General features: G+C 69.5%; 17 protein-coding genes. 8 read left to right on the forward strand and 9 right to left on the reverse strand.

Annotated features, from left to right (window positions below; genetic code table 11):
• Both VET29_RS36575 and VET29_RS36580 read left to right on the forward strand, forming a co-directional pair.
• A partial coding sequence (locus tag VET29_RS36575) for an acyl-CoA dehydrogenase family protein (RefSeq protein ID WP_324929499.1) occupies nucleotides 1–689 on the forward strand: 689 nt, incomplete at its 5' end.
• A 154-nt stretch (nucleotides 690–843) separates the two neighbouring features.
• Entirely contained in the window at nucleotides 844–1,716 is an 873-nt protein-coding gene (locus tag VET29_RS36580; protein ID WP_324929501.1) for an acyl-CoA dehydrogenase family protein, read from the forward strand.
• 112 nt (nucleotides 1,717–1,828) lie between these two features.
• Here VET29_RS36580 and VET29_RS36585 read toward each other — a convergent pair whose 3' ends face one another.
• Nucleotides 1,829–3,379, reverse strand: coding sequence for a serine/threonine-protein kinase (locus tag VET29_RS36585; protein WP_324929503.1), 1,551 nt, complete (start codon nucleotides 3,377–3,379; stop codon nucleotides 1,829–1,831).
• A 154-nt stretch (nucleotides 3,380–3,533) separates the two neighbouring features.
• Here VET29_RS36585 and VET29_RS36590 point away from each other — a divergent pair, with 154 nt between their 5' ends.
• On the forward strand, nucleotides 3,534–4,457 hold the full coding sequence (locus tag VET29_RS36590) for an acyl-CoA dehydrogenase family protein (protein WP_324929505.1): 924 nt from the start codon (nucleotides 3,534–3,536) through the stop codon (nucleotides 4,455–4,457).
• Here the strand turns inward: VET29_RS36590 and VET29_RS36595 are convergent.
• Genes VET29_RS36595 through VET29_RS36625 form a run of 7 tightly spaced genes read right to left on the reverse strand, consistent with a single transcriptional unit; the run spans nucleotide 4,434 to nucleotide 10,748 of the window.
• Nucleotides 4,434–4,772, reverse strand: coding sequence for an MmcQ/YjbR family DNA-binding protein (locus VET29_RS36595; protein WP_324929507.1), 339 nt, complete (start codon nucleotides 4,770–4,772; stop codon nucleotides 4,434–4,436). The two genes, VET29_RS36590 and VET29_RS36595, sit on opposite strands and share 24 nt — an antisense overlap.
• Before the next feature lie 50 nt (nucleotides 4,773–4,822).
• Nucleotides 4,823–5,695 (reverse strand): alpha/beta hydrolase, encoded by an 873-nt coding sequence (locus VET29_RS36600; protein WP_324929509.1) that lies wholly within the window; start codon nucleotides 5,693–5,695, stop codon nucleotides 4,823–4,825.
• A 9-nt stretch (nucleotides 5,696–5,704) separates the two neighbouring features.
• On the reverse strand, nucleotides 5,705–6,241 hold the full coding sequence (hsaB, locus tag VET29_RS36605) for a 3-hydroxy-9,10-secoandrosta-1,3,5(10)-triene-9,17-dione monooxygenase reductase subunit (RefSeq protein WP_324929511.1): 537 nt from the start codon (nucleotides 6,239–6,241) through the stop codon (nucleotides 5,705–5,707).
• Nucleotides 6,238–7,143 (reverse strand): iron-dependent extradiol dioxygenase HsaC, encoded by a 906-nt coding sequence (hsaC, locus tag VET29_RS36610; RefSeq protein WP_324929513.1) that lies wholly within the window; start codon nucleotides 7,141–7,143, stop codon nucleotides 6,238–6,240. Before hsaC ends, hsaB begins: the two co-directional genes overlap by 4 nt.
• A gap of 3 nt (nucleotides 7,144–7,146) precedes the next feature.
• Entirely contained in the window at nucleotides 7,147–7,971 is an 825-nt protein-coding gene (gene hsaD / locus VET29_RS36615) for a 4,5:9,10-diseco-3-hydroxy-5,9,17-trioxoandrosta-1(10),2-diene-4-oate hydrolase (RefSeq protein WP_324929515.1), read from the reverse strand.
• Nucleotides 7,962–9,125 (reverse strand): 3-hydroxy-9,10-secoandrosta-1,3,5(10)-triene-9,17-dione monooxygenase oxygenase subunit, encoded by a 1,164-nt coding sequence (gene hsaA / locus VET29_RS36620; RefSeq protein ID WP_324929517.1) that lies wholly within the window; start codon nucleotides 9,123–9,125, stop codon nucleotides 7,962–7,964. Before hsaA ends, hsaD begins: the two co-directional genes overlap by 10 nt.
• 51 nt (nucleotides 9,126–9,176) lie before the next feature.
• Nucleotides 9,177–10,748, reverse strand: a complete 1,572-nt coding sequence (locus VET29_RS36625) for an FAD-binding protein (protein WP_324929519.1) — start codon at nucleotides 10,746–10,748, stop codon at nucleotides 9,177–9,179.
• Between VET29_RS36625 and kstD the strand changes: the two genes are divergently transcribed.
• The 5 genes from kstD to VET29_RS36650 are packed head-to-tail and all read left to right on the forward strand — an operon-like array spanning nucleotide 10,747 to nucleotide 15,764.
• Nucleotides 10,747–12,420, forward strand: coding sequence for a 3-oxosteroid 1-dehydrogenase (kstD, locus tag VET29_RS36630; protein WP_324929521.1), 1,674 nt, complete (start codon nucleotides 10,747–10,749; stop codon nucleotides 12,418–12,420). The two genes, VET29_RS36625 and kstD, sit on opposite strands and share 2 nt — an antisense overlap.
• Complete coding sequence (locus VET29_RS36635; RefSeq protein WP_324929523.1) at nucleotides 12,417–13,541, forward strand: Rieske 2Fe-2S domain-containing protein; 1,125 nt, start codon at nucleotides 12,417–12,419, stop codon at nucleotides 13,539–13,541. Before kstD ends, VET29_RS36635 begins: the two co-directional genes overlap by 4 nt.
• A complete protein-coding gene (locus VET29_RS36640) occupies nucleotides 13,538–13,846 on the forward strand; it encodes a hypothetical protein (protein ID WP_324929525.1) in 309 nt (102 codons plus the stop codon). Before VET29_RS36635 ends, VET29_RS36640 begins: the two co-directional genes overlap by 4 nt.
• Before the next feature lie 33 nt (nucleotides 13,847–13,879).
• Nucleotides 13,880–14,896 (forward strand): ferredoxin--NADP reductase, encoded by a 1,017-nt coding sequence (locus VET29_RS36645; RefSeq protein WP_324929527.1) that lies wholly within the window; start codon nucleotides 13,880–13,882, stop codon nucleotides 14,894–14,896.
• Between the two features lie 7 nt (nucleotides 14,897–14,903).
• A complete protein-coding gene (locus tag VET29_RS36650; protein ID WP_324929529.1) occupies nucleotides 14,904–15,764 on the forward strand; it encodes a MaoC/PaaZ C-terminal domain-containing protein in 861 nt (286 codons plus the stop codon).
• Nucleotides 15,765–15,781: 17 nt separating this feature from the next.
• Here VET29_RS36650 and VET29_RS36655 read toward each other — a convergent pair whose 3' ends face one another.
• Complete coding sequence (locus tag VET29_RS36655; protein ID WP_324929531.1) at nucleotides 15,782–16,642, reverse strand: hypothetical protein; 861 nt, start codon at nucleotides 16,640–16,642, stop codon at nucleotides 15,782–15,784.
• Nucleotides 16,643–16,958: the final 316 nt, after the last annotated feature.

Raw genomic sequence — 16,958 nt, forward strand, 5'->3', positions numbered from 1 at the left:
GGGTCCTGAACGGACAGAAGACGTGGAGCTCCCGGGCGAGCCACGCCGACCGCGCGTTCGGGCTGTTCCGCAGCGATCCGGGCGACGGCGGGCGGGGGCATCGCGGGCTGACGTACGTCATGTTCGACCTGCGGGCCGACGGTGTGACGGTCCGGCCCATCGCACAGCTCGACGGGGTGCCGGGGTTCGCGGAGATCTTCCTCGACGACGTGTTCGTGCCGGACGAGGACGTGATCGGCGAGCCGGGCGACGGCTGGCGGGTCGCGATGAGCACAGCCAGCAACGAACGTGGCCTGACGCTGCGCAGCCCCGGCCGGTTCGTGGCGGCGGCCGACCGGCTGGCCGGCCTGTGGAGCTCGAACCCGGACCCGAAGATCGCCGACCGCGTGGTGGACTCGTGGATCGGCGCCCAGGCGTACCGGCTGTACACACTGGGCACGATCAGCAGGCTCGACGAGGGCGGCAAGCTCGGCGCGGAGTCCAGCGTCAACAAGCTGTTCTGGTCCGATCTGGACGTCCGGCTCCACGAGACCGCGCTCGACCTGCTCGGCGCGGACGGCGAGCTGGCCGGGCCGTGGCAGGGCGGTTACCTGTTCTCGCTGGCCGGGCCGATCTACGCGGGCACCAACGAGATCCAGCGCAACGTCGTCGCCGAGCGGCTGCTCGGCCTGCCGAGGGGAAGCCGATGAGCGGAGCCCGCGGACCGAACCAGGTATTGTCGGGACGGCACCTCACCTGCGGTCTTGTGCACGAGTGGGACTTTCGTACGGGTCCCGGGAGCAGGATGAGCCGCTCGCTCGTTGCCATGGGGATAGTGTCGGGCAGGCGGGGCGGGGTGACGTCGTGAGGTTCACGCCGAGCGCGGAACAGCGAGAGCTGGCGGCGAGCGTGCATGCGTTGCTGTCCGATGCGGACACTCCGGCCGCGATCCGGGCATGGTCGGCCGGCGAGCACGGTCCCGGCCTGGAGATCCTCGCGAGGCTGGGCAAGATCGGCGTCGGCGAGCTGGCCGACTACCCGGTCGAGCTGGCCGTGGTGTTCGAGGAGCTGGGCCGGCACGCCGTGCCGGGCCCGCTGATCGAGTCGTACGCCGTCGCCCCCGCGCTGGGGATCACCGCCGAGCTGGCGACTGTCGCGGTGCCGCCGCACGTGCCGTACGCACTGGACGCGGACGTGGCCACCCCGTTCGTGGTGAGCGGCGACGCGGTGTGCGAGGCCGAGGTCGGCGCGCGGCTCACCTCGGTGGACCCGGCCCGACGCCTGTTCGAGGTGCGTGCCGGCGCGTGGACCGGGAACGCCTCTGACGTCCTCGACCTGGGGATCCTCTGCCAGGCGGCGCAGCTGGTCGGGCTCGGGCGGGGGCTGCTGGAACAGGCCTCCGCGTACGTGACACAGCGGCGGCAGTTCGGCCGCGCGGTCGGGGAGTTCCAGGCGGTCCAGCACCACCTGGCCGACGTGCTGGTGGCGCTGGAGTTCGCCCGGCCGCTCGTGCACGCGGCCGCGGTCACCGGGTCGGCGCGGGACGTGTCGGCCGCCAGGGTGGCTGCCGCGGACGCCGCCTACCTGGCCGCGCGGGCCGCGTTGCAGGTCCACGGCGCGGTCGGGTTCACGCAGGAGCACGACCTGTCGCTGTGGCTGCTCAAGGTTCGCGCGTTGCGGTCGGCGTGGGGCACCCAGACCTGGCACCGCCGCCGGGTCCTGGACGCCATCACCTAGCGCCGAAGTCGGTCACCTGCGCGTCGAAGGCGATCACGTCACCTCGCGCCAAAGCCGGTACCTATAGCGCATCACCTAGCGTCGGAGGCGGTCACCTGAGGGTCGGAGGCGGTCACCTGGCGTCGGAGTCGATCAGTAGTTGTCCGTTCAGGATCGTCACGCGGACGCGCCTGCGTTCGGGTGACGAGCCCGTCGCGCTCGTGTAGGTGACGGTGGCTGGCACGTCCAGGGAGCCGTCGGGGTTCTTCTTGACGTCGTTGGAGTCCGAGGAGCTGACGTTCGTGTACTTCGACCAGTACTCGTCGAATGCCGGGCGGCCGCCGAACTGCGCCTGGGCGTACGGCGACAGCATGGCCCAGCGCTGGTCCAGGGAGCTGCTGGCGCTGTAGTAGTCGATCACGAACTGCCCGGCCGGGCTGAACGGGATCTCCGTGCCGGGTGGCGGCGTGATCTGCGTGGCGCCGGGTGGCGAGGTCGAACTGGACGGGGTGGTCGTCGTCGTGGACTTGCCCGTCGACGACGGCTTGTCGTCGGAACCGCCGCTGTTCTGCGGCTGTCCGTCCTTCTGGGTGGTGGTGGTCGTGCCGGCGCCCTGGGGGTTGCCGCCGTTCCCGCCGTTGCCGCTGTTCAGGATGAGCACCGTGACCAGCGTGCCCACCAGCACCAGCGCGGCGACCACGCCGACGATGACCAGGTTCCGCTTCGACGGCCCGGTCCGCGCCGGCTGTTCCGGCCGGCGGAACGCGGCGGTGGGCTGGACCTCCATCGGCCTCGGGGGCGTCGGCGGTGTCTGCGGCACGGCGAGCGTCGGGCGGGGTGGGGTCTTCGGGGCCCGCTGGGGCGTGATCTTGGGCGCCACCGCGGTCGGCACCGGCAGGATCTGGGTGGCGGCGCTTGCCAGGGCCTCGGCCGCCTCCTTCATCGTCGGCCGCTCGCTTGGTTCGACCTTCATGAGGCTCATCAGCGCCGGCTCGAGCGGGCCGGCGTTCCTCGGCGGCGGCACGTTGCCGGACGCCACGGCATGCAGCAGGGCCAGCGGGTTGGTGTTCGTGCCGAAGGGGGGCCTGCCCTCGACCGCGTGGTAGAGCGTCGAGCCCAGCGAGAACACGTCGGAGGCGCGGGACGAGTCGTCCCCGCGGGCGATCTCGGGCGCCAGGTAGGCCGGGGTGCCGGCGAGCATGCCGGTCTGGGTGGTCACGGTGCCGTCGTCGAGGGCACGGGAGATGCCGAAGTCGGTGATCTTCACCGTGCCGTTCTCGGCGAGGAGGATGTTGCCCGGCTTGATGTCACGGTGCGCGATGCCGACGGCATGTGCCGCGGCGATGGCCTCGGCCACCTGGGCGCCGATCTCGGCGGCCTCGGTGGGCGGCAGCGTCCCGCGTTCCGCCAGCACCGCCGACAGGCTCTTGGACGGCAGGAACTCCATGACCAGGATGGGGTCGCCGTCGTCCTCCGCCACGTCGAACAGGGCGATGGCGTTGCGATGCTGCAGGCGCGCCGCGATCCGGGCCTCCCGCATCGCGCGCCTGCGCACCTCTTCCGTCATCGTGCTGGACAGGCCGTAGCGGACGAGGAGTCGCTTGATCGCGACAATACGGCCGAGCCGCTCGTCCTGCGCCTTCCACACGACGCCCATCGCGCCGCTGCCGACCTGCTCGATCAACTTGTATCGACCAGCGACCAGTGCACCCTTCTCGATGACCAAGGACTCCTCAGGTTGGTTTCGTGCCAGGCCCCGACCTGGACCCTGAGAATATCGAATCCACCTGATCGAGCTACGTCTAGGCAACCAAGCAATCGTTTGGTTGAATGATTTCGTGCTGGATGAGCAGGAGGCACTACGGAACACCGTCCGAACTTTGCTCACCCGTGAGGGTGACACCCGGTCGGCAATGGCCACGTCAGCGGGTTACGACGAGAAGCTGTGGGCCCGGCTTTGTGATCTTGGTGCGCCCGGCCTGCACATCCCTGCCGAGCACGGCGGCGCCGGCGCGTCGCTCCAGGAGACGCGGATCGTCCTGGCCGAGCTGGGCCGGTTCCTGACCCCGGGACCGTTGCTCGGGTCGGTGCTCGCGTCGGCCGCGCTGCTGTCGGCCGGCACCGGCGAGTTGCTGGCCGGGATCGCGGACGGGTCGGTGATCCCGTCGCTGGTCTGGGGACCGTACGCGTTGAACGCGCAGGTGGCGGACGTGTTCCTGGTGCCACGCGAGGACGGGCTGTACGCGGTGTCGCCCGGCGAGGTCTCGGTCACCCCGTGCGAGGCCATGGACCCGACCAGGCGCCTGGCGACCGTGTCCGTGACCGGCTCCGGGGAGTTCCTGGGCGTGCCGGACATGGACCGGGTGCGGGACGTGGCGTGTGCGGCACTGGCCGCCGAGTCGGCGGGGGCCGCGGCCCGCTGCCTGGAGCTGACCGTCGCGTACGCGAAGCAGCGGACCCAGTTCGGCCGGCCGATCGGCTCGTTCCAGGCGCTGAAGCACCGGATGGCCGACCTGCACGTGCTGGTGGAGACGGCCGAGTCGGCGTCGATGGCCGCCGACGAGGACCCGGCGACCGCCTTCGTGTGGTGCGCCGAGGCGTTCACCCAGGTCGCCGGCGAGATGATCCAGCTGCACGGCGGCATCGCGATCACCTGGGAGCACGACGCGCACCTGTACTTCAAGCGGGCGCACGGCAACGCGCACCTGTTCGGCGCGCCTCGGGAGCACGTGGCCCGGCTAGCCGCCCAGCTGGGTAAGTAGCTTCTGGGGCGCCCGCAGCCGCCACGACTCGGTCAGCAGCTCCCGCAGCTCGTCGATGTCGACGGCCCCGAACCGGACCAGCACGGTCGGATGACCGTCGTAGTGCGGGGTGGTGAAGAACTTCTCGGGCTCGGCGGAGACCAGCCCACGCTTCTCGCCCTCGTCCGCGACCCAGACCACGAGCACGTCCCCCTCCTCGCGGACACGGGCGAAGAGCTTGTCCGCGACCCGGAACCCGGGTGTGCCGTAGGAGGGCTTCTCCGTGGTCGCGGGCAACGACAGCGCTATACGGCGGACGTCGTCCTCGGTCACCATGGACGACAGTCTGCCCGCAACCACCCGCGAGGGCTACGTGAGCGGTGAGGCTACCGGGCGAACCACTCCAGGACTCGCCGCGCGACCGTCTCCGGCTGTTCGAGGTGGAGGAAGTGCCCGACCCCGGGCAGGACGTCCACCTCGGACCCGGCGGCGAGCCCGTCCTCGGTGAAGTACCGGGGGTCGAGGCAGCCGTCCTCGGCGCCACCCAGCACCAGCAGCGGCTTCGACGCGATCGCCTCGGTCCGGCCCGCGTACTCGGCGAGTGCCGGATCGGCGCGGCTCGGGTCGAAGTTCGCGCGGTAGATCTTCAGCACGCTGTCGATGTACTCGGTCCTGCCGTACATGTTGTGGATCCACGACCGGTACGCGTCGTCCATGCGCAGGCTCGGGGACCATGTCGACCACAGGTGGTCGACCAGCGCGCGGTCCCGGTGGAGGACCGCCTCCGCGACGCCCTCGACGGTGAACATGAAGAGGTAGAACAGCCGCTGCTGCTGCGCCGGGTCGGCCAGCGCGCGCACGAGCGTGCCGGGCGGCGGGACCGCGATCGCGACGCCGTGGTGGAGGCTCTGTGGCCACGCGGCCGCCACGCGGTAGACCATGCCGGCGCCGATGTCGTGGCCGATCATGTCGACCCCGCCCAGCTCCTCGGCGACCGCCGCCGCGTCGGCCGCGAGCGTGATGCCGTCGGCGTGGGTCAGCCGGTCGAACGTGTCGGGGTGGAAGCCACGCAGGAACGGCAGGACCACGCGCCGGCCGGCGGCCACGAGCTGCCCGGCGAGCGGCGCGAACGTCATGGGGTGGTCCGGAAATCCGTGCCAGCACACGACAGTCGGGCCGCTGCCGGCGGCGAGCGCCGGGAAGTCGAGACGGTCGGTCCTGACGACTATCTCATCGAAGTCAACGTGCAGAGCGTCCACGAGGAGAGACTAGATCCAGTCGTCGTGCCGGGACCACGTGATGAGGTTGTCGAGGATGCCCGGTGTGGGCTCGGCCGGCTCGGTGACGGTGTACGCGCCGCGGTGGAACAGCAGCGGCCGGTCGTCCCGCTGGTCGCCGAGCGTGGTGACGAGGCCGGTGACGATGTAGTGGTCGCCGCCCTCGTGCACGTCCTCGACCGCGCAGTCGAGCCAGGTCAGCGCGCCCGCGAGGATCGGCGCACCGGACGGGGCCGGGGCCCATGGCACGGCCGAGAACTTGTCCGCGCCCGCCTTGCCGAACGTCGCGGACACGTCCTGCTGGGAGTGGCTGAGCACGTTGACGCAGAAGTGGCCGTGCGCCTCGATGTGCGGCCACGTGCGCGAGTTCTTCCCTGGGCAGAACAGGACCAGCGGCGGTTCGAGCGACAGCGCGGCGAACGACTGGCAGGCGAACCCGACCGGTTCGTCGTCCCGCATGGCGGTCACGACCGTGACGCCCGTGCAGAAGTTGCCGAGCGCCTGGCGGAACCGCTGCTGGGGGATCACCTTGGCCGCGCGCCTACGGAGAAGTCGTGGCCCCACAGGGAGACCGCGGTGCTCTCGCGGGCGATCCAGCTCTCGTCGGAGACCGTGCGGCCCTCGCACCCGAACTCGACGTCGAACCCGCCGGGTGTCTTCATGTAGAAGGAGAGCATCAGGTCGTTGACGTGCCGGCCCAGCGTCGCGGACATCGGCACCTTGCGGCGCAGCGCGCGGTCGAGGCAGAGCCCGACGTCGTCGGTGTTCTCCACCTCGATCATCAGGTGCACGATCCCGGACGGCGTCGGCAGCGGCAGGAACGCGAGGCTGTGGTGGCGCGGGTTGCAGCCGAAGAACCGCAACCAGGCCGGTTCCCCGTCCGCGGGCCGGCCGACCGCCTGCGGTGGCAGCCGCATCGAGTCGCGCAGCCGGAAACCCAGGACGTCACGGTAGAAGTGGAGCGACGCCGCGTCGTCCGGTGTGGACAGTACGACGTGCCCGAGGCCCTGCTCGCCGGTGACGAACCGGTGGCCGTACTGGCTGACGACCCGCCGGTGCTCCAGCGCGGCGCCGTGGAAGACCTCCAGGGTGCTGCCGGACGGGTCCTCGAACGTGATCATCTCGTCGACGCGCCGGTCGGCCCGTTCCTCCTTGGTGGCCTCCTTGAACGGCACACCGGCGGCCTCGAGCCGGCCGCAGATCTCGCCGAGCTCGGCGACGTTCGCGACCTCCCAGCCGGACGCGGCCAGCCGGTCGGCCTCGCCGGGCAGGATCACGACGCGGGCCGGGAAGTCGTCCATGCGGAGGTAGAGCGCGTCGTCGCGGGCGCCCTTGCCCTCGACCATGCCGAGCACCTTGAGTCCGAACACGCGCCAGGCCTCGATGTCGGTGGCCTCGATGCGCAGGTAGCCGAGGGATCGGATGCCCATTGTTCAGTCTCCTCCAAGGAAGTCCATGGCGAGCCGGTTGAACTCGGCGAACTTCTCCAGCTGCGCCCAGTGTCCACACCGGCCGAAAACGTGTAGCTGTGCTCGCGGAATCACTTTGAGGGCAACGAGTGCGCCGTCGAGCGGGTTGACCCGGTCCTCGCGTCCCCAGACGAGCAGGACGCGCTGGCGAAGGCGGTGCGCCTCACGGTAGAGCATGCCCTCCTCGGGGTCGGCCGCGAAGGAGGCGCCCATGGATGCCATGGCCCGCAGGGACTCCGGGTCGCTGGCGGCCGCGAACCGTTCCTCGACCAGCTCGTCGGTGACGAGCGACTGGTCGTACACCAGTGTGCGGAGGAAGGCCGCGAGCTTCTCCTTGGACGGCCCCGGGGGCGCGGCGAACTGGTAGAGCCGCTTGACGCCCTCGGTCGGGTCCGGCGCGAACACGTTGAGCCCCAGGCCACCCGGCGCCATGAGCACGAGCCGGCCGGCGCGGTCGGGGTAGCGCAGGGCGAACCGCACCGCGGTGCCCCCGCCGAGCGAGTTGCCGACGAAGTGGGCGCGTTCGACCCCCACCTCGTCGAGGAGCTTCAGCAGGGCGTCGGCGGAGAACGTGTAGTACTGGCTGGTGACCGGCGGCTTCTCGGACTCGCCGTAACCGGGCTGGTCGACGACCAACGTGCGGTATCTCTCGGCGAACACGGGAAGGTTGCGGCCGAAGTTGCTCCAGCCGGAGGCACCGGGCCCGCCGCCGTGCAGCAGGACGACGGGCTCGCCCGTGCCGGCCTCGTAGTAGTGGAGGCCGGCCCTGGTCTCCTCGGTCAGATCCACGCGTCCTGCACCTTCAGTCCGAGCTGCTGCTGCCCGTACATGGCAAGGGCCTTCTCGGGATCGTTGATGGCGTGCACGCGACCGGCGTGGGCGTCGCGCCAGAAGCGCTGGATGGGCGTGCCGACCTTGAGCGCGCGGCCGCCCGCGCTCTCGAAGAGGCGGTCCACGGCGGCGATCGCGGAGCTGGTGGCGTTCACCTGGTCACGCCGCGTCTGGACCCGCAGTGGGAAGGGGATCTTCTGACCGGCGCTGGCGTACTTCATCTCCTCGTCGAGGTTCCGCTCGATCTGCAGGACAGCGGCGTCGATCTTACTGGCGGCCTCGGCGATCCGGAGCTGGTTGAAGGAGTCCTCGGCGGCTTTCCCGCCCGTTGAGGCACGCACGCGCTCACGCGTGTGGTTGACGTACGCCTCGTAGGCGCCGGTGGCCATCCCGACGACCGGCACGGCGATCGAGCAGGAGAACACGGACGCGAAGGGGAGCCGGTAGAGCGGTCCGGTGTTGACCTCCTGGCCCGGGCCGTAGCAGCGCCCGGTGTCCATGAAGCTGAGCGTGCGGTACTCCGGGACGAACACCTTGTCGACGATGATGTCGTTGCTGCCCGTGCCACGAAGGCCGATGGTGTCCCACACGTCGTCGATCTGGTAGTCGGCGCGGGGCAGCAGGAAGGTCCGGAAGTCGGTCGGGGCGCCCTCGTCGTTGACGACCAGGCCGCCGACGAACACCCAGGTGGCGTGGTCACAGCCGGAGGAGAAGCTCCAGCGGCCGGAGAACTCGAACCCGCCGTCGGTGACCTTGGCGCGGCCCATGGGCGCGTAGCTGGAGGACACGCGGGTGTCGTCGTCCTCGCCCCAGACCTCCTGTTGAGCGCGGTCGTCGAAAAGTCCCAGCTGCCAAGGGTGACAGCCGAGCACCGCGGCCACCCACCCGGTGGACCCGCAGGCGGAGGAGATCAGGCGCACCGCCCGGTAGAAGTCGTTGGGGTGCGCCTCGAGACCGCCGTACCGTGTGGGCTGGAGCAGCTTGAAGAAGCCGGTCTGCTGCAGCGCCTTGATCGACTCTTCGGAGATCCGGCGCGCGTCCTCGGTGTCCTGCGCACGCTCCCGGAAGGCGGGAAGGAGCTCACGCACACCGTCAAGCACGTGTTGACTCACACCCCAAGACTAGAACACGTTCTCGTTTTTGTCGACGCCGGGGACGTCGCGTCAGGTCGGCTCGCCGCCGACCTCGCCCGCCGCGTGCCTGCCGGCCCTGCGGCCCGAGAACACGCAGTCCGCCAGTGACAAACCGCTGACGTAGGAGTTCGAGCAGATGCCGACGGCGTTGCGGCCCGCCGCGTACAACCCCGGCACCCCGGCGCCGTCGGCGTCGAGCACCTGGCCCGTCCGCTCCTCGACCTTCAGCCCGCCCAGCGTCAGCACGGGACACGGGTATCCCAGGCGGGGCCCGAAGGAACAGTCGATCAACGCGAACGGCCCGGTCAGCGGCGCCACCAGGTCCGGATGCTTGCCGAACTCGTCCGTACCGTGCCCGTACTTCTCGACCGTCGCCGCCAGGCCCGCCGGGTCGATGCCGGCCCTGCGGGCCACCTCCGCCACCGTCGCCCCGCGCACCCGGGCCACGCGCAGCAGGTAGTGCGCCGACAGCCGTTGGAACCACAGGGTTTCCTTCGGGATCTGCCGGCGCGCGTCGGCCAGGATGGCGGCGTCCACCAGCAGCCAGGCACGGCCGCCGCGCTCCAGCACCAGCCGCTCGCCGACCGCGGCGCCGTAGCTCGACTCGTCGACGAACCGCTCGCCGGCACGGTCGACGAGGATGCCCCGGATGAGCGCGCTGGGCGGCGTGATGAACCGCCATGCCGACACCTGCGACATCCGATCGGTGACACCGCCGACAGACTCGCCCAGGTGAATGCCGCTGCCGTCGTCACCCTGGGTACCCAGGGGCAGTCCGCCACGGAACGCCGGGGCGAACGACCGGAGCATCGCGCGGTTGTTCACGAACCCGCCCGCGGCCAGCACCACGCCACGTCGCGCCCGGATCCGAACCACCCGCCCGTGCGTCGACTCCAGCGCCGTGATCCGCCGGAACAACGCGCGCGCGAAGGCCGGGACATACAGGCCGGGCTTGGTCGCGTACCGGTGCAGCACGGCGTGCCGGCGGGAGCGAAGGGTCCGGCACTCGACCCCCACCACCCGCCCGTCCTCGACGACCAGCGACGTCGCCGTCGTCTGCCGGGCGACGTGCACACCCGCCGCGCGGGCCGCCGACGACAGCGCGTCGAAGAACACCCGGCCAGAGGTCCCTCGACCGTGAGCGCGGTGACCGCGGGGCGCGGGCTTGGCCAGCGACCGGAACGGCCAGGCGTTCTCGCTGCCCGAGTAGTAGAGGTAGTAGTCGTTCGACGGGTACGAGGTCTTGTACGGGCACACCGACGGGTCGAACGGCACCCCGGCGTCCGCCAGCCAGTCGATCATCTCGGCGCTCGACGCGCAGAAGTCACGCAACAGGGACGGGGAGACCACGTCCCCGACCTCCTGCCGCAGGTAGGCGACCATCTCGTCCACCGTGTCCGGCACCCCGGCCGCGCGCTGCACGAACGTGCCGCCACCCGCGTACACGATCCCGCCGGACATCGCCGTCGCCCCGCCGCCCGTGAAACGGTCCAGCACGACGACGGACGAACCGGCCCTGGCCGCCTCCAGCGCGGCGCAGGCGCCCGCGCCCCCGAAGCCCACCACGACGACATCCGCTTCCGAGTCCCACGCCAAGGGCATGGCAAAAACTATAACCTGTTCTAGTATGGAGTCCATGGACGAGTACGACGTGATCGTTGTCGGCAGTGGCGCGGCCGGCATGACCGCCGCTCTCACCGCCGCCCACCACGGCCTTCGCACCGTGCTCATCGAGAAGGCGCCGACCTTCGGCGGCTCGACCGCACGGTCCGGGGGCGGCGTCTGGATCCCCAACAACGACGTGCTGCTCGCCGAGGGCGTGCCGGACACGCCCGAGCAGGCACGCGACTACCTCAAGCACATCACCGGCGACGTGGTCGACGACGACATGCGTGCCGCCTTCCTCGACAACGGCCCGACCATGCTGCGGTTCGTGCTGGCCAACACGCCACTGCGGCTGCGCTGGGTCACCGACTACTCGGACTACTACCCCGAGGCCCCCGGCGGCCTGCCGTCGGGCCGCTCGCTCGAACCCCGCCCGCTCAACGCCGCGATCCTGGGCGACGAGTTGGCCAGGCTCACACCGCCCTACCTCAAGGCGCCGACGGGCATGGCGGTCACCCAGGCGGACTTCCGCTGGATGAACCTCGTCGCCCGGCACCCGCGCGGCCTGCTCCGCTCGGCGCGGGTCGCGGGCCGGCGCGTGTTCTCCCTCCTCCTGCGCAGGCAACTGCTCGTGATGGGCCAGGCGCTGTCCGCGGGCCTGCGGGCCGGGCTGGCCGGACAGGGCGTCCCGGTTCTGTTGGAGACCCCGCTCACCGACCTCGTCACCGAGGACGGCCGCGTCACCGGCGTGGAGGTCCTGCGCGACGGCAGGCCGGCCACCATCCGGGCGCGCAAGGGTGTGCTCCTGGCGTCCGGCGGGTTCGAGCACAACGAACGGATGCGCAAGGAGTACCAGCAGGCGCCCATCGGCACCGAGTGGACCGTGGGCGCGGCGGAGAACACCGGCGACGGCATCGAGGCCGGCATGCGGCTCGGCGCCGCGGTCACGCTCATGGACGACGCGTGGTGGGGTCCGTCGATCCCGCTGCCGCGAGGACCGTACTTCTGCCTGGCCGAACGCGGCCTGCCAGGCTGCATCATGGTCAACCAGCGGGGTGAGCGGTTCGCCAACGAGGCCGCGCCGTACGTCGACGCGGTGCACGCGATGTACGAGACGAACAGCGTGCCGGCCTGGCTGATCGCCGACCAGACCTACCGGAACCGTTACATCTTCGCGGGCCTGGGTCCGCGGCAGCCGTTCCCGGGCCGCTGGTACAAGTCCGGCGCGGTCCGCCGCGCGCCGACCCTCGAGGCGCTTGCGGACGAGATCGAGGTGCCGCCCGACAAGCTGCGGGACACCGTGGCGCGGTTCAACGGCTACGCGGACTCCGGTGTGGACAGTGAGTTCCATCGCGGGGACAGCGCCTACGACCGCTACTACGGCGACCCGCGCAACCGGCCCAACCCCAACCTCGCGGCGCTGCGGCGCGCGCCGTTCTACGCGGTCAGGATCGTGCCCGGCGACCTCGGCACGAAGGGCGGGCTGCGCACCGACACGACGGCGCGGGTGCTCCGGGAGGACGGCTCGGTGATCGAAGGGCTCTACGCGGCGGGCAACGCGAGCGCGCCGGTGATGGGCCGCACGTACGCGGGACCCGGCGCGACCCTCGGGCCGGCGATGGTGTTCGCGTACCTTGCGGCGCTCGACATGGCGGGAGCGAAGGAATGACTGCATTTCGGACGATCGACGTCGGCGCGCCACGCACGCGGTTCGCGCGCGGGTGGCACTGCCTCGGGCTCGCGGAGCCGTTCAGGGACGGCAAACCGCACGCGGTCGAGGCGTTCGGCACCAAGCTCGTCGTGTTCGCGACCGGGGACGGCAAGCTCAACGTGCTGGACGCGTACTGCCGGCACATGGGCGGCGACCTGTCACAGGGCACGGTCAAGGGCGAGGCCATCGCCTGCCCGTTCCACGACTGGCGCTGGGCAGGCAACGGCAAGTGCGTGCAGATCCCCTACGCCAAGCGGATCCCGTTGCGCGCGAAGACCCGGACCTGGCTGACGCTCGAACGCAACAAGCAGCTGTTCGTGTACCACGACCCGGAGGGCAACCCGCCGCCCGAGGACGTGGTGATCCCCGAGACCAAGGGCGCGTCCAGCGAGGAGTGGAGCGACTGGACCTGGGACACCGTGCGGATCGAGGGCTCCAACTGCCGCGAGATCATCGACAACATGGTGGACATGGCCCACTTCTTCTACATCCACTTCGCGTTCCCGACCTACTTCAAGAACGTGTTCGACGGCCACGTCGCGACGCAGTACCTGAACTCGCGAGCCCGCGAGGACGTCAAGCTCGGCTCCAGCTACTCGGCCGAGGGCGTGACGCTGAGGTCCGAGGCCTCGTACTACGGCCCGTCGTACATGATCAACGACCTGTGGCAGGACTTCCACGGCACGACCATCGAGACCGTGCTGATCAACTGCCACTACCCGGTCACGCCGGACTCCTTCGTCCTGCAGTGGGGGGTCAGCGTCAAGAAGCTGCCCGGCCTGCCCAAGGAGAAGGCGGACAAGGTGGCCGGCAAGCTCGCGAAGAGCTTCGGCATCGGGTTCCTGCAGGACGTGGAGATCTGGCGGAACAAGACCCGCGTCGACAACCCGCTGCTGTGCGAGGAGGACGGCCCGGTCTACCAGCTGCGGCGGTGGTACGAGCAGTTCTATGTGGACACCGCCGACGTGACCGAGGAGATGACCCAGCGGTTCGAGTTCGAGGTGGACACGACCCGCGCCAACGAGGCGTGGGAGAAGGAGGTTGCGGAGAACCTCGCACGCCAGGAGGCTGCCGGATGACGGTCTGGGCCAAGGCGCCGCCACACACCGACCCGATCGGCACGCTGGCCGACGAGCACTCCTACCTGACCGACGGGCTCGTGCCGGTCACGTGCGCGATGTGCGCGACGGAAGTGCTGGTGCGCAAGGCGAGCCGGGTGCAGACGAGCATCCAGTGGCAGTCGTCGCCGGCCAGGTCGTGCCCGGAGTTCGCGGACAGGGTGGCCGCCGGCGAGCTGTCCGCGCGGATCGACACGTGCCCGCGGCTGCGGGAGGCGATCGAGCGCGCGGTGGCGACCGGCGAGGTGGCGGTGCCGGATGAGTGAGAGTCACGGACACCGTGGCGGCGAGGGCAGGCCATGAGTGAGGTGCGCTCCTATCGGCTGCGGGTGGCCGAGGTGGTGCCCGAGACGGCGGACGCGTGCTCACTCGTGTTCGACCAGCCCGGCTTCGACTACAAGCCGGGCCAGTTCCTGACGCTGCGGATTCCCAGTGACCGCTGCGGTTCCGTGGCGCGGTGCTACTCGCTGTCCAGCTCGCCGCACGTGGACTCCACGCTGAAGGTGACGGTCAAACGCACGGTCGACGGCTACGGCTCGAACTGGATCTGCGACGCGGTGTCGCCGGGCGACGAGCTGGAGTCCTTGGCGCCGGCCGGCATCTTCACACCGTCCTCATTGGACGGAAAGCTGTTGTTGTTCGCGGCGGGCAGTGGGATCACGCCCGTGATGTCGATCGTGAAGTCGACGCTGGCGGCCGGTTCCGGCCGGGTGGTCCTGGTCTACGCGAACCGTGACGAGGGCTCGGTGATCTTCGCCGCGGAGCTGGCCTCCCTGGTGGCCCGGTACCCCTCCCGGCTGACCGTGATCCACTGGCTGGAGTCGGTGCAGGGCCTGCCGTCCACCGGGACGCTGGCCGCGCTGGCCCGCCCGTTCGCCGGGTACGAGGCGTTCATCTGCGGCCCGGCGCCGTTCATGACCGCGGTCCGGGCCGCGTTGTCGGAGCTGGGGGTCGAGCGCGGCCGGGTCCACATCGAACGGTTCAAGTCACTGGGCGCGAACCCGTTCGAGCAGGCCGTGGTCACCGAGCCCAGCGCGGCGAGGACCGCGTCGGTCACGGTGACGCTGGACGGGGTGCGGAACCGCTACGACTGGCCGTCGGACATGAAGCTGCTGGACCTGCTGCTGGCGCGGGGACTTGACGCGCCGTACTCGTGCCGGGAGGGTGCGTGTAGTGCGTGCGCGTGCATTCTGGTGTCCGGGGAGGTGAAGATGCTGAACAACGACGTGCTCGAGGAGGAGGACCTCACGGACGGCATCCGCCTCGCCTGCCAGTCCCTACCGGTGACCGACGAGGTCGAGATCAGCTACGAGTGAGGTGACGATGCCCATCGACCCCGCGGTGGCGATCGGTGCGGACCTGGGCGTGACGAAGTTCGAGTGGAGCACCAGCGATGTGCTGCTGTACCACCTGGCGCTGGGTGCCGGCACGGATCCACTGTCCACTTCGGAGCTTGGGTACGTGCTGGAGGACCGCCTGAAGGTGCTGCCGACCTTCGGCGTGGTGGCCCCGAACTTCCGGACGTTCGAACCGCCGGCGGTGACCTTCCCCGGCATCGAGATAGACCTGGCGAAGGTCCTGCACGGCACACAGTCGATCACGGTGCACTCCTCTCTGCCGGCGGCCGGCCGGGCGGTGGCGCACGCACGCATCGCCGACGTGTGGGACAAGGAGAAGGCAGCCGTGATCGTGCAGGAGGCAACGGTCACCACCCCGTCCGGCGATCCACTGTGGACGACGACGTCCAGCATCTTCGCCCGGGGCGAGGGCGGCTTCGGCGGTTCACGCGGCCCGTCGGGCCGACTGCCGGCGCCCACGGGCGACCCGGTGCTGGAGGTCTCGGTGCCGACCCTGCCGCAACAGGCGTTGCTGTACCGGCTGTGCGGCGACCGGAACCCCCTGCACGCGGACCCTTCCTTCGCGGCCGCCGCCGGTTTCGACCGCCCGATCCTGCACGGCCTGTGCACGTACGGCATCGTGTGCAAAGCACTGGTGGACAACCTGCTGGACGGCGACGTGTCCCGCGTCGCGACGTTCGGCACGAGGTTCGCCGGCATCCTGTTCCCCGGCGAGTCGTTGCGTGTCCGCGCCTGGCGCACGGAAACCGGCTACCAGGCAACCGCGACCGCGACAAGCCGCGACAACGCCCCAGTCCTGGACGAGACGGTGTTGATCGTGCGATAGATGCCAGCCTGGCATTTTCACATCAGTGCATCTTCATGCGGCAATTGCCAGTAGATTCGATACGCCGCCTTTATCGGAGGATTGTGGCGTTGTATACGCAGGACCCAAACGGACACTCCATTCCTGGTGGAGCGGAAGATCTTGAACGAGTCCGTATCTCGAAGATAGTCCTGCTCTTCGGTTAGTTCATTATGACGTCGCAGGACTTGCACGCCATGCCTACTGCTCATGAGATCGTCCGGAATAACCACCTCCTTGACAAACTCCTGAATCGGATACTCGCAGTCAGTTGTGGTGAACTCCACCTCTCCAGGCGGAGGAATTTGCGGCGCCGGACGCTTTCGAAGCATTTCCAGCGTCCCCGGTTTGTACACTGGGACATCGAGTTCCCATTTGACAGATACCTCTTCACCGGGCCTCAGCATAGGATCGAACTCAACCCTGAAAGCCAAGGAGGTCCTCGACTTGTGCGGCTCACGGAAGACGCAGACACCGTCACCGGATCGCGTAACCGAGCAATCTCTCAGCGCAGGAGGATGATCGACAAAAGGCATGTCATCGTCGGTTCGACGATTTATTTCCCACTTCATCGATCTCATCGGATTGAGACAGGTGAACTCTCGTTCCGAATAATTCGTCGCATCCCAGTATCCATGCACCGTCGACTTCCGCATGACCCATTGCGAAGAATGCAGCTCATACTTTCGGTCGTAATGATAGAGACGGATCACCTGATCGCGGAGTTGTCGACTGACCTTCCATTCGTGAAACGAGAAAGTCAGGAGCGGCACTCCGACAAGCACGGCACTCAACACCCATCCCGGGAGCCGCGTTGCCAGGCTCGCGATTGCGGCGGTGCTTTCAAGCCCGGTCGCCACCCACAGAAGGGGACGAGAGAGTATACGTGTCTTGTCGAGAAGAAGATCAGACCGCGACTTTTGCCTCTTTGAGCGAGCCAAACGAATGTGCGTCAAGTATTGATGCTCTCGCCCGCCGCGCACATGCCCCCCTCGGACTTCGTCCGCTGGCCCATCGTCACGCTCAATCCGTCGCCGACAAGCGCCTTATCGTTACGGAGACGCCGAGGGCGGCAAGGGGAAACGATCACAGCCGACGTCTCCGCACGAAGTGAAGCGACGACGCCAGCTGCATCTACCGCCTTCAACCCCAGATGGGCAGGGGTGAGCAGGCGAG

The sequence above is a fragment of the Actinophytocola sp. genome, from assembly GCF_035634895.1.
GTDB lineage: Bacteria > Actinomycetota > Actinomycetes > Mycobacteriales > Pseudonocardiaceae > Actinophytocola.

Bases quoted from the DNA above. Each gene is read 5' to 3' on its own strand.
- kstD (WP_324929521.1), top strand. From the start codon at position 10,747: ATGGCAAAAACTATAACCTGTTCTAGTATGGAGTCCATGGACGAGTAC.
- hsaC (WP_324929513.1), bottom strand. From the start codon at position 7,143: ATGGGCATCCGATCCCTCGGCTACCTGCGCATCGAGGCCACCGACATC.
- VET29_RS36625 (WP_324929519.1), bottom strand. From the start codon at position 10,748: ATGCCCTTGGCGTGGGACTCGGAAGCGGATGTCGTCGTGGTGGGCTTC.
- VET29_RS36645 (WP_324929527.1), top strand. From the start codon at position 13,880: ATGAGTGAGGTGCGCTCCTATCGGCTGCGGGTGGCCGAGGTGGTGCCC.
- VET29_RS36595 (WP_324929507.1), bottom strand. From the start codon at position 4,772: ATGGTGACCGAGGACGACGTCCGCCGTATAGCGCTGTCGTTGCCCGCG.
- VET29_RS36650 (WP_324929529.1), top strand. From the start codon at position 14,904: ATGCCCATCGACCCCGCGGTGGCGATCGGTGCGGACCTGGGCGTGACG.
- VET29_RS36640 (WP_324929525.1), top strand. From the start codon at position 13,538: ATGACGGTCTGGGCCAAGGCGCCGCCACACACCGACCCGATCGGCACG.
- VET29_RS36635 (WP_324929523.1), top strand. From the start codon at position 12,417: ATGACTGCATTTCGGACGATCGACGTCGGCGCGCCACGCACGCGGTTC.